The organism is Helicobacter baculiformis, assembly GCF_900197685.1.
Lineage (GTDB): Bacteria > Campylobacterota > Campylobacteria > Campylobacterales > Helicobacteraceae > Helicobacter > Helicobacter baculiformis.
In genome coordinates, this window is record NZ_FZMF01000003.1 from 1 (window position 1) to 11,611 (window position 11,611).

Annotated in this window: 12 protein-coding genes and 1 tRNA gene; 9 read left to right on the forward strand and 4 right to left on the reverse strand. The window is 48.1% G+C overall.

What is annotated here, in order from left to right; translation table 11 throughout:
* From asd to C6G87_RS00930, 8 genes are all read left to right on the forward strand, one after another.
* A partial coding sequence (gene asd, locus C6G87_RS00895) for an archaetidylserine decarboxylase (RefSeq protein WP_104751672.1) occupies positions 1–626 on the forward strand: 626 nt, incomplete at its 5' end.
* Complete coding sequence (nadA, locus tag C6G87_RS00900) at positions 619–1,623, forward strand: quinolinate synthase NadA (RefSeq protein ID WP_104751673.1); 1,005 nt, start codon at positions 619–621, stop codon at positions 1,621–1,623. The genes asd and nadA, both read left to right, overlap by 8 nt.
* Positions 1,620–2,450, forward strand: coding sequence for a carboxylating nicotinate-nucleotide diphosphorylase (gene nadC, locus C6G87_RS00905; protein ID WP_104751674.1), 831 nt, complete (start codon positions 1,620–1,622; stop codon positions 2,448–2,450). The genes nadA and nadC overlap by 4 nt, the downstream gene beginning before the upstream one ends.
* Complete coding sequence (locus C6G87_RS00910) at positions 2,440–3,285, forward strand: thiamine-phosphate kinase (protein ID WP_104751675.1); 846 nt, start codon at positions 2,440–2,442, stop codon at positions 3,283–3,285. The genes nadC and C6G87_RS00910 overlap by 11 nt, the downstream gene beginning before the upstream one ends.
* 50 nt (positions 3,286–3,335) lie before the next feature.
* Positions 3,336–3,713 (forward strand): PDZ domain-containing protein, encoded by a 378-nt coding sequence (locus tag C6G87_RS00915; RefSeq protein ID WP_158653061.1) that lies wholly within the window; start codon positions 3,336–3,338, stop codon positions 3,711–3,713.
* 67 nt (positions 3,714–3,780) lie between these two features.
* Positions 3,781–5,139, forward strand: a complete 1,359-nt coding sequence (locus C6G87_RS00920; protein WP_104751677.1) for a S41 family peptidase — start codon at positions 3,781–3,783, stop codon at positions 5,137–5,139.
* A gap of 8 nt (positions 5,140–5,147) precedes the next feature.
* Positions 5,148–6,236 carry an SH3 domain-containing protein gene (locus C6G87_RS00925; RefSeq protein ID WP_233708938.1) on the forward strand — a complete coding sequence of 363 codons (1,089 nt, stop codon included), beginning with the start codon at positions 5,148–5,150 and terminating at the stop codon, positions 6,234–6,236.
* Positions 6,226–6,927, forward strand: coding sequence for a 1-acylglycerol-3-phosphate O-acyltransferase (locus C6G87_RS00930; RefSeq protein ID WP_104751678.1), 702 nt, complete (start codon positions 6,226–6,228; stop codon positions 6,925–6,927). Before C6G87_RS00925 ends, C6G87_RS00930 begins: the two co-directional genes overlap by 11 nt.
* Here C6G87_RS00930 and C6G87_RS00935 read toward each other — a convergent pair.
* The 4 genes from C6G87_RS00935 to C6G87_RS00950 are packed head-to-tail and all read right to left on the reverse strand — an operon-like array spanning position 6,911 to position 10,544.
* Complete coding sequence (locus tag C6G87_RS00935; protein ID WP_104751679.1) at positions 6,911–7,846, reverse strand: 5-oxoprolinase subunit C family protein; 936 nt, start codon at positions 7,844–7,846, stop codon at positions 6,911–6,913. The genes C6G87_RS00930 and C6G87_RS00935 overlap by 17 nt on opposite strands.
* Positions 7,839–8,582, reverse strand: coding sequence for a 5-oxoprolinase subunit PxpB (gene pxpB, locus C6G87_RS00940; RefSeq protein ID WP_104751680.1), 744 nt, complete (start codon positions 8,580–8,582; stop codon positions 7,839–7,841). Before pxpB ends, C6G87_RS00935 begins: the two co-directional genes overlap by 8 nt.
* An 11-nt stretch (positions 8,583–8,593) precedes the next feature.
* The gene (locus C6G87_RS00945; protein WP_104751681.1) at positions 8,594–9,742 is read right to left on the reverse strand and encodes an NRAMP family divalent metal transporter; all 1,149 of its coding nucleotides are present in this window, start codon (positions 9,740–9,742) and stop codon (positions 8,594–8,596) included.
* Between the two features lie 22 nt (positions 9,743–9,764).
* Positions 9,765–10,544 (reverse strand): LamB/YcsF family protein, encoded by a 780-nt coding sequence (locus tag C6G87_RS00950; protein ID WP_104751682.1) that lies wholly within the window; start codon positions 10,542–10,544, stop codon positions 9,765–9,767.
* Positions 10,545–10,614: 70 nt separating this feature from the next.
* Here C6G87_RS00950 and C6G87_RS00955 point away from each other — a divergent pair.
* Positions 10,615–10,690, forward strand: a tRNA-Ala gene (locus C6G87_RS00955).
* Positions 10,691–11,611: the final 921 nt, after the last annotated feature.

Below are 11,611 nucleotides of genomic sequence, written 5' to 3' on the forward strand. Positions count from 1 at the left end.
CCCTAAATCAAACCCCCAATGCCCTCCTTTCTCCTTGTGATGGCGTGCTTAAGGAGTGTGGCTTAGTGCAAGAAGGGCAGGTTTTGCAGATCAAGGGGATGCCCTATTTGGTGGGAGCTCTGTTAGGATCGCCCTTAGAAGAATCTTATCGCTATTTCAATCTCTATCTCTCTCCTAGAGACTACCACCGCTTCCACGCCCCTTGCGATTTAGAGGTTTTAGAAACCCGCTATTTTTCTGGCTTGCTTTTTCCGGTCAATGAGAGCGCTTTGAAAAAACACCCCCATTTATTCGTCTGTAATGAACGGGTGGTGATCGTGGCTAAGGACCCTAGGGGCGCGCTGCTTTATTTTGTCGCCGTGGGCGCGCTCAATGTGGGGCAGATTGTGCTCAACTTTGATTCAACTCTCCACACCAATGCCCCCAGAAACCCTCCCCTAAGTATCAAACACTACGATCCGCCCATTGCTCTAGCTAAAGGGGCGGAGTTGGGGCGTTTTGAAATGGGCTCCACCATCGTGCTTTTTGTGCGCGAATGCTCTATGCCTCCAGAAACCCTATGGCATCAAGCGCGTTACGGGGAGTTTTTGAGCACACTACACCCTATTGGAGCAAAAGATGCATGAATTGAGTCAAAGCATTAAAACCCTCTTAGAGGATTTAAACGCGTTGCTTGTGGCGCATTTTTATCAGAAAGATGAGATTGTGGCTTTAGCAGACATTGTGGGGGATAGTTTGGAGCTTGCCCGCCAAGCCAGCGCGCACCCTAAAAATTTGATCGTCTTTTGTGGGGTGGGTTTTATGGGCGAGAGTGTGAAGATCTTAGCCCCCCAAAAGGAGGTGATCATGCCCAAACTCGCCTGCTGTTCGATGGCACGCATGATCGATTCGAGCTATTTTGATCGCTCTTTAGAGGTGCTCAAAGGCTATGGTCTGTGCGATCTCTTGCCCATTACTTATATCAACTCCAGCGCACAAGTGAAGGCAAAGGTGGGCGCGTTGGGGGGGCTGGTGTGTACCAGCGCGAACGCCTCTAAGATTTTTGCCCATGCCCGTAAAAACCAACAAAAAATTTTCTTTCTGCCCGATCGCTGTTTGGGGACAAACTTAGCCCGCCTGCATGGCTTAAAAAGCGCGACTTTGGGCATGGATGACAAAGAAGCCATCATACAAGCTGATGTGATCAATTACAATGGCTTTTGCGCCGTACACCAACTCTTCAAGCCTAGCGATGTGGAGTTTTTCAAAGAAAAATACCCCGGGATTTTGATCGTGGTGCATCCGGAGTGCGATCCTAGTGTGGTGGAATTAGCCGATTTTGTGGGCTCAACCAGCCAAATTATCAAATTTGTCAGAAGTCTCCCCCTAGAGCAAAAGGTGGCCGTGGGCACAGAATTTAACTTTATCCAACGCCTGCGCCCCTCCTATCAAGGCGAGCAAACCACCTTTGTACTCTCTAGTACTCTGCCTGAATGCCCGACCATGAATGAAACCACCTTGCAAGACCTCTTTGAAGTGCTCAAAGCCTATAAAAACCACCGCCCCTATAACCGCGTGCAAGTAGACCCCCAAGTGGGCGCGTTGGCTAAAGCAGCCCTAGATCGCATGATGGAGCTTTCATGAAAGACCCCGCTATTTTAGCCTTCTTGGAAGCGTGTTTGCAAGAGGACATTGGCGCGGGCGATCTCTTTGAGAGATTAGTAAGCCCCAAAGAGGTTAAGGCGGTGGTGATCGCCAAACAAGCCGGCGTGTTTTCTGGGCATTTATACGCAGATATGCTCTTAGAACACATGGGCATTAAGCGGGTTTGGCACACCCAAGATGGCGCGCCGCTCAAGCCTCAAGAGATTCTCTTAGAGATGTGTGGGGATTACGCCCTCTTGCTCAAAATTGAGCGCGTGCTTTTAAATCTCTTGCAACACTCTAGCGGGATCGCCACCCACACCGCGCGTTTTGTGGCGTTGCTAAAGGGCTTGCCTGTGCGTCTTTTAGACACGCGCAAAACCCGCCCACTTTTAAGAGTGTTTGAAAAGTACTCGGTGCGCAATGGGGGCGCACAAAACCACCGCCTAGGGCTAGATGACGCGCTCATGCTCAAAGACACGCATTTAGCCCACATCGGTGATCTCAAGACATTCATGCAGCGCGCGCGCACACAAATCCCTTGGACGGCTAAAATTGAAATTGAATGCACTTCAATAGCGATGGCTAAGGAAGTGATGCAAGTGGGCGCAGACATTATCATGTGCGACAACATGAGCGTGGAGGACATTAGCCAAGTGGTGGCTTATCGCAATGGGCATTACCCCTTGGTGTTGCTAGAGGCTAGCGGGAATATCACCCAAGAGAATATTTTAGAGTATGCTCAAAGCGGAGTGGATGCGCTCAGTAGTGGGTCGCTCATCCACCAAGCTGTGTGGGTGGACATGAGCATGAAACTTGGATCTTGAAGCGTATTTCTTAAAGATTCTGCGCGCAAGCGGGATCACACAGGGCGTTGGCGATGATGGGGTGTTCTTGCCCACTAGGGGGGGGGTGGTGTGCGCGTTGGATATTTTTGCCCAGGGGGTGCATTTTAAACCGGAGTGGCTGGGTTTTGAGCGGGTGGGTTATAAGGCGATGGTGATCAATGTCTCAGATATGATCGCCATGAACGCCACGCCTAAGTTTGCCCTACTAGGGGTGAGTTTGGATAGGCGCATGGACAGGCGCGCCATTTGCGATTTGGTCGCTGGAATCAAGCGGGCTTGTGAGGAATTTAAGCTAGTGGTGATCGGGGGGGATAGCGTTGTAGGGGATCGTCTGCACTTGAGCATCACCATGCTAGGCACAGCGCGCAAACTCTTAGAGCGCAAGGGCGCAAAAAGAGGGGATTATATCGCGCACACGGGCACGCTAGGGCAGAGTTACAAAGCCCTTTGTGCGTTGTTTAGGGGGGGTAAGCCCAGTCCAAAGAATAAATTTTTTACCCCGCGCTTAAAGCATGCACGCTTTATGGCTAAAGCGCGTAAATTCTTGCACGCCGGGCTGGATATTTCTGATGGAGTGCTTGCTGAATGCAATCGCTTATCTGAATGCAACCGCCTAGCTTTTAAGCTGTATAAGCCCTATGAGCGTGCTTTTAAAAGTGGAGAGGAGTATGAAATGCTCTTGTGTTTTGCTAGAAAAGATCGCCTCGCTCTTTTGAGATTGGCGCGTGCACACCGCGTGCGTTTACACATCATCGGGGAGGTGTGCCCGGGGCAATCCCATTACCCGGCTCTGGTGTGGCACAAGAGTTCGTAAAAATTGGGTTTGCGATCTTGGCTTTTTTAACTCTCCTACAGGCGCATCCTATGCCCCCAAAAAAGGGCATAGAACCCTGCAAGAAGCAAAAAGAAACATACGCCGGGATTGGCGCAATCCTAGAGTCTACCCAGCACAGACCCGTAATTGTTGGGCTTTTAGAAGGGGGACCCGCACAAAAGGCCGGACTTAAAGTTTGGGACATAATCCTTAAGGTCAATGGGCAGGACACTTTGGGCTCAGATCTCTATGATGTCTCTGCGCGCATTAAGGGCAGACCTCAAAGCGTGGTTGTGCTCACCATTAGGCGCACTTTTCCTCATAGATTTTTTAAGGTTCGTATAATCCGCCAGGTTGTTACTCTAGGGATTTTTGGAAAGACAAAGGGCAAGCCATGTTACAAAGCACAGGTGTGGCATGGCGATTAAAGAGCATTGTAAAATCAAAGAGTTTTAGATAGAATGGCGAGATTTAGTCAGAAATTTAAGGGCAGTGATGAATAAGTTTTTTGCGGCGGGGGTGTTGTCTTCCGTATTGAGTGTTTTTTTGGTAAGCAATGCCTTACAAGCCAAAGAAAACACGCCCTCGCACCATAGTATCAAAAGGAACGCTAAACCCACAACTCAAGAGCGTCTCAACGCGCTCAAGAAGTTTTCTAGTGTGGTAGAACAGATCGAACATTATTATGTTGATGAAGTGAGCATTAATGACATTGTGGATAAGGCTATTGATGGTTTGCTTACCAATTTAGACGCACACTCCTCCTATCTCACTCCCAAGAAGTTTAGAGATTTTAGAGCCCAAACTGAGGGCGAGTTTGGCGGGCTGGGGATCACCGTGGGGATTCGCGATGGCGCACTCACCGTGATCGCCCCTTTAGATGACACTCCTGCTTACAAAGCCGGCATCAAAGCTGGGGATGTGATTTTAAAGATCAACTCTGAGAGTACCTTGAACATGACCATTGATAACGCGGTGAACTTGATGCGGGGCAAACCCAAAACCCCCATTGAATTGACCATTGTGCGCAAGTCTGAAAGCAAGCCTTTAGTGATTAAGATGTTGCGTGACATCATCAAGATCAAATCCGTGCATGCTAAGAAGATTGAGGGCACAAATTACCTCTATGTACGGGTGAATTCCTTTGATCGCAATGTGGTTAAGGGGGTGCTCACAGAGTTGAAGAAAGTGCCTAAATTAGAAGGCATTGTGTTGGATTTGCGCTCTAATCCTGGCGGATTGCTCAACCAAGCCATCGATCTCTCCAATCTCTTTATCAAGCAGGGCTTGATCGTCTCCCAAAAAGGGCGTATCAAATCTGAAGACATTGCTTATCGCGCCACTGGGCGCGCTCCCTATCCTAATTTGCCCATCGCCGTATTAGTCAATGGGGGCACGGCGAGCGCGAGCGAGATCGTCTCTGGGGCCTTGCAAGATCACAAGCGCGCCATTGTGATTGGAGAGGACACCTTTGGTAAGGGCAGTGTGCAGACCACTTTCCCAGTGGGCAGAGAAGAGGCTATTAAAATCACCATTGCGCGCTACTACTTGCCTAGCGGGCGCACGATTCAAGCCGTGGGGATCAAACCTGATATTGTGATTTATCCGGGGAATGTGCCCCAAGATGAAAATAAGTTCAGTTTGAAAGAAGCAGATTTAAAACACCACTTAGAACAAGAACTCCAAGAGTTGGATAGCAAGAAAGAAACTAACACAAAGAGCGTCTCTAAGAACAATAAAGAAGAGAAAACCATCACACCTAAAGATATCAACGCAGATATCCAGCTTAAGGTTGCTATCGATACACTCAAGGTATGGGACATCATCATGGCATCTAAAGATGTCAAAAAATAGGGGTCTTTTTGCGCGTTCTGTTAGGGCTTATGCTGTGCTGGTTATGCTTAGCACATGCCGATACGGAAGAGACCAAAAGTAAGGTTATTTATCTTAAAGTGCTCAATGCGCAAGAGTTGAGTACGCAACGCTTTTACATAGGGCAGGTGGTTGCCGTGCAATACCAAGTCCTCCTCTTTTCCCAAGCGAAGTTTTTAGGGGCGGAATTGGGGCATAGTCCTGATGGCAAACAGCTCAAGCGTGTCAGTTTCACCCCCACATGGAAAGCGGGGGAAGATGGAAGTTTGAGCGCCACTTACCTCTATAAGGTAATGGGCACTCGGGCAGTTATTCCAGATTTAAAAGTAAGTGCTTTTGTAGAAAGTCAAGGTTATTTAGATCATGCCATCGCGCCTAGCATGCCCTTAAATGTGCTTGATCTCTCCGCCCATGCGGGCTATGTGGGTGTTGTGGCACAGAACTTTAGTATCGTGGGTTATAAAGCAAAAGAATACGACAGCACGCACAATATCGTGGTCTTTGAAATAGAGGCTAAGGGGGCTAATTTAGAAGATCTAAAAATCACCGGGGGTATGAAACAAGGTTTTGAGAGCGCGCATTTCGCACCTGATAGTGCGCATGGGATTTATTATTGCATTGTGCCTAAGAGTTGGCGCGAATTATCTTTCAATTATTTTTCTTTAGAAACTAACCAGTTTCAGGAGGTGCGTTTTGCAATCACGCCTATAGAGGAGACCATTAGCACACAGAGCAATCTTAAGCCCAAAAATAATTTTTTGCTCTTCTCTAACTTTGTCTTACTCTTCTTCATTTTGCTCGTACTTGTGCTATCTTTTCTGATTCCCTACAAAAAAAGCGCGTTAGGCGTGGCGTTAGTGCTTGTTGGGGTGCTTTTATGGAATGTTTTTTTTACATACAGAAATGCTGTATTATTGGCAAATAGCACAATCAAAATCTTACCCACTGATAACTCTACTCTGCTTGGTACTTCCAAACGCCCTTTAAAAGTGGAGATCATCGGCGCGCATGGAGGGTATTACAAGATCATGACTCAAGATGAAAAGATCGGCTGGGTGAAAAAAAGCGATGTGGAGTAGACTGCGTGGGATTTATGCCCTTCTAGTGGTGGCTTTGGGGCTGGGTTTTATTATTTTGATGAATTTCTTGACGCGCAAGCGCCATAATTCTAGAGGTACGCGTAAGTGGTGTCGCTCTTTCTTTTGGCTGATGGGCACGCCCTTAGAGAAAGTGGGGGAGTTTGACACAAGCGCGACCCTGCTCGTGCTCAACCACCAAAGTATCATTGACATCGTCTGTTTAGAAGCCTACCATCCTTGTAATATTTGCTGGATTGCTAAAAAAGAGTTGGGGGAAGTACCTTATTATGGCTATGCGCTCAAAACACCAGAAATGATTTTAATCGATCGGGAGGATAAAAGAGGGCTTGCCCATCTCTTGAAAACAGCCAAGGAAAAATTAGCGCAACAACGCCCCTTAGTAATCTTTCCAGAGGGCACAAGGGGGCGCGGAGAGGAGAAATTTTTGCCCTTCAAGCCGGGGGCCAAAATTTTAGCCGAACGCTTCAAGCTCAGGGTGCAACCTATTGTACTTATCAACACTCGTCGAGTTTTTAACACTAGTCCCTTAGAATCACATCGTACACGCGTGCGTATGGTGCTTTTGGAAGCCTTTGAACCAAATACAAACACGGATTGGTATGCAGATTTAGAGGCGCGCATGCACGCTACCTACCTTGCACACTACGCGCAACTCAATCCAGGCTCTTAGCAATTTGGGCTAGATTTTGATAAAAAGCGCGGTATTTTTCCTGCGCTTCTGCCACACTGCAGGGCACAAAGTGCACGCTGTTTTTAGGGCGCATTTGGGCTAGCGCGATCACACTTTCTAGAGTGAGTGTGGCGATTTTAGGATACCCGCCCACAGTTTGTCTATCCGCCATTAAAATTAAAGGTTGACCATTGGGAAGTACTTGTATGCTCCCTAATGCTAGGGGTTCTGAGATCATTTCAGCGCCTTGAGATGCGCTCAAGGTCGGTCCCTCTAAAAAAATCCCCATGCGATCGCCCCTGCTCAGAGAATAGGGAGCGTGTAAAAAGCACTCCATGCTTTGGGTGTCAAAATAATGATCTTGAGGAGCTAGCACGGCATGCAAATGCGCGCAAGAGGGATAAAGGGGGCGGTAACGCTCCTGCAGACTTCTTTTTTGACAACCAGGGTACGCTCGGATGGGCAAAATATCCCCCTTTTGTAATTTGCGCCCCAAAAAACCCCCCATTTGTGCGCGCATGAAAGTCGCCTTACTCCCATGCACTTGGGGCACTTCTAAAACTCCAGAAAAAGCCACATAAGCACATACCCCCATCTTAAGCCCTCCAAAACTCAAAATATCCCCCGGTTTGACCGCATAGGACTCCCAGTTGCAGATCGCCATGCCATTGAGTTTAGGGCTCAAATCCGCGCCACCAATGGCAATGTGCATGGGTTTTAAAAACTCCAAAGAGGCCCCGGTGTAGAACATCTCTAAGAGGGCTTCATCTCTAGAATTGCCCATAAGCAGATTCGCCACAGACGCGCTAAACACATCCATCACCCCACAGGCAGGAATCCCAAAGCCCAACATCCCTCTACGCCCCAAATCTTGAATGGTGGTGCATAGCCCGCCCTCTAGCACCCGCACACTAGACATGCAAATCCTTTGGCTCTACTAGGAGGCGTGGGGGTTGGTATGTGCCCTGCTGCACTTCTTGTGCTAAGTGCGTGTATTCTTCTAGGCTAATGGGTTTGTAGCGCACAAAATCGCCCGCTTGGAGCAATACCGGAGGGTTTTTGCTAGGATCATAGAGTTTTAGGGGGGTTTTGGCGATGATCTGCCAACCTCCCGGGGAGCTAAGCGGGTAAATGCCCGTTTGGGTGTGGGCAATGCCCACAGATCCCGGACTTACCTGCGCTCTAGGTTGGGCTAATCTGGGCACGGCTAGGCTAGGGTCTAAGCCTCCTAGATAGGCAAAGCCGGGCAAAAAACCTAGCATGTAAACTAAATAATCTGGCGCGCTATGCCTTTGGATAATCTCTTCTAAGGGCAAATGGGTGTGTTGAGACACAGAGTCTAAATCCAAGCCCAAACTGGGGTGATAACAGGTGGGAATCTCTACTAAATAGCGAGGTTCTTTTAGGGCGTTTGGCGTGTCTAACTCCATATTCTCCACCACCTGCACCAATTGGGCATAACTCAAGAGCAGGGGGTCGTAAAGAATGAGCAAGCTAGCATAAGCGCTCACGATCTCTAGGACACCTTTTAGGGCTTTTTGTTTGAGGACGCGCTCTGCATGCCGCACTTGAGCATTGAGCTGGGGGTTAATTTGTGCGCCAAATTCTAGTAATAATGCGCTCTCCCCACAGGGTCGATAGATAACAGCTTGCATAAGACACACCCCTAAACAAACATAGAAATTAAGGGTTTGAAAGATAGCACGCCCAAATACGCGCTCAAACCCACCACCACCCAGCCCAACCCGGCCAAAACCCAAGAATGCCGGTAAGTCCCCACCAAGTCTCTGCGATAGCCCGCAACAAGCACCACGGCTAAACTAATGGGTAAAACCAAACCATTGAGCGCGCCCGCTAGAATCAGCAAGGCTACAGGTTTGCCAATGAATACAAAGATGAGAGTAGAGAGGCTAATCAGGGTGATAGCACAAGCCCTTTGATGGTTTTGCACCCAAGAAAAACTCTTTAAAAAAGACACGCTGGTATACGATGCGCCCACAATGGAGGTCAAGCTAGCGGCTAAAAAGACTAACCCAAAGATTTTATAGCCCAAAGTGCCCAAAGCCACTCCAAAGCCACTCCCTGCCGGATTGTTCGCCTCTAGTGGATGCCCTGCCTCCACCACCCCCAACACCGCTAAAAACAATAACACCCGTACCAAAGTGGCTACACTCATGCTCAAATACGCGCCGCGATCAACTTGTTTGCACTCCTTTTCTCCCACAATCCCTAGATCGATCAGGCGGTGCGCTCCAGCAAAGACGATATATCCCCCCACACTCCCCCCTATGAGCGTGATGGTGGCGGGCATAGAAAAATGGCTGGGTAAAAAGGTCTGCTGAAGCACTTTGGTGATGGGAGGGTGGGTAAAGAGAGCCACAAAGGCGATCAAGACAATCATCAAAATACCCAACACTTGCGCTAATCTGTCCATCCAACGCCCTGCGCTCTTGGAGATGAAGATGAAAATGGCTAGCAAAGCGCTCAAAAAGCCCGCACTTTTCAGATCCAAGCCCACAAGGGATTGCAAGCCCAAAGCCGCCCCACCCACATTCCCAATATTGAAGGCTAAAGCCCCTAGAGTGATCAAAAAAGTCAGAAAATGCCCTAATCCGGGGAGGAGGGCGTTGGCAATGTCCTGCCCTCTTTGTTGTGAAACACTCAGCACCCGCCACACATTGAGTTGGGCAATCAAAGAAGCGATGACTGAGATGGCGATCACGCAGGCAAAGGAGCTTCTTAACTCTTGGGTGAATTGCGCGCTTTGGGTGAGAAAGCCCGGTCCAATGGTAGAGGTCGCGCTAAAAAAAGCCACTCCCCATAAAAATGATCGGGGTTTAATGGGACAATCCTAGGACACGGACTAGAGGCTGGATGCAGACACCCTGAATCTCTAAGGCGTGGCGTACTTGCTTGGCAAGTTCTAGGGCGCAGGGAGTGTCGCCATGCACACAGAGCGAATCGGCTTTTATCTCTATTTCTACCCCCTCAGGCGTGCTCACCTTCTGCTTTAAGACCATTTTTAAAGCCCGATCGATAGCTTCTTGCGGATCGTGAATGAGCGCTTTAGGGTGGCTTCTGGGGAGAAGTTGTCCATTAGCTTGGTAATGGCGATCGATAAAGGCCTCTTGGGCGATTTTTAAGCCCATCTTTTGCCCCTCTTGGGACATCGTACTCTGTGCAAGGGTGAGGACAATGAGATTAGGGTTATAGGCTTGGATAGCCTCTAAGACGGCTTGGGCTAATTCTAAATGATGGCTGGCTTGGTTGTAAAAACTCCCGTGCAATTTGACATGTTGGAGAGAAAACCCATAGCTTTGCGCAAAGGCTTCTAACGCGCCCACTTGATAGAGGGTGTAACAGCGCGCCTCTTTGGGGCTGATTTGCATCGTGCGCCGCCCAAAGCCCAACAAGTCCGGATAACCCACATGCGCGCCCAACCCCACCCCCAAAGCCTTAGCTTGCTGGGCGAGATCGTGCATGATGAGCGCATCGCCGGCATGCCAGCCACAAGCCACATTGACACTGCTCACACATCTTAAGATCGCACCATCATCGCCCATTGTATAGACCCCAAAACCCTCGCCAATATCGCTATTCAAATCCACGCTTTTCATGTCTATATTATACACCAAGAACTTAAAGGGCTTGAGTTTTTCTATAAAACATGTTAGAATGGGCGTTTTTGGGGTGTTAGCTCAGTTGGGAGAGCGCAACGCTGGCAGCGTTGAGGTCAGGGGTTCGAACCCCCTACGCTCCACCATTTGCCTTAGATTCTTTTGCACAGCAACGGGCGCTGTGAGTACCCTTCTGCAACGATCTTTTTGTGTGCGCTCTCGGTCCCTCTTTAGCTCTTATAGTAGCGACATTGACGATATTATTCTACATCTTCTTTTTAAAACCCAAATCTTTTAGAGACTCCGCAAGCTTAAAAGCGACATTTATAAAGGGCGCAACATAGATCGTATCTTTGATCGTATCTTTGTTTTCTTTATCGTTGATGCTATCTAGAGTTGCATTAAGCGCTTGGTTTTCCTCTAGTTGTTCGTTTAATGAGCGTTTTAAAAATCTGCTTGCTTTGATACAAATTTGTCATCAGCATACCCTTTCATCTTATAAAATTGTTCTCCAACAACCGCCCCGCTCGACACCCTCCCCCTAACTTTAGCTATAGCTATAGAGACTGTCTAGATAAAGCTGGAGACCTTGCGGTGCGAGTGGGTAATTTGTCGGATTTTAAAAGTTGTAGGGTTCAAGTTTTATTCTAGAAGAAAACTTGTGCTAAATTTTGGGCTTCTTGATCCAAAGGCTATCTTTAAAAGCATGGATCAATTCTGAAAACACTTCAATTCTGCTTGTAAAGGGGCCAAAGTGTGTTGTTGGACATGTTGAAAATCCTGAGTTTGGCTTTTTAACAATGCCATACCTTCATTTCTAGCTTCTGCAATCAAATGGCGCTTGAGCTCTTATATATCTCGAATCTGTGCCTGAAAAGCGCGCAGCTTACCCGTTTCATCTTGAAGTTTCTGCTTAAAATAAGTTTTTGCTGATTAAACTTGCTTTCTTGGAGCTCAATAACCTATTGATGCGTTCCTTTTCATTACTTAATAACATTTGTGTATATAAAATTTTTTGCTTGAGTCTGTTTGTCCACAATAACAACACCACAACCCCCGCTCTCTAG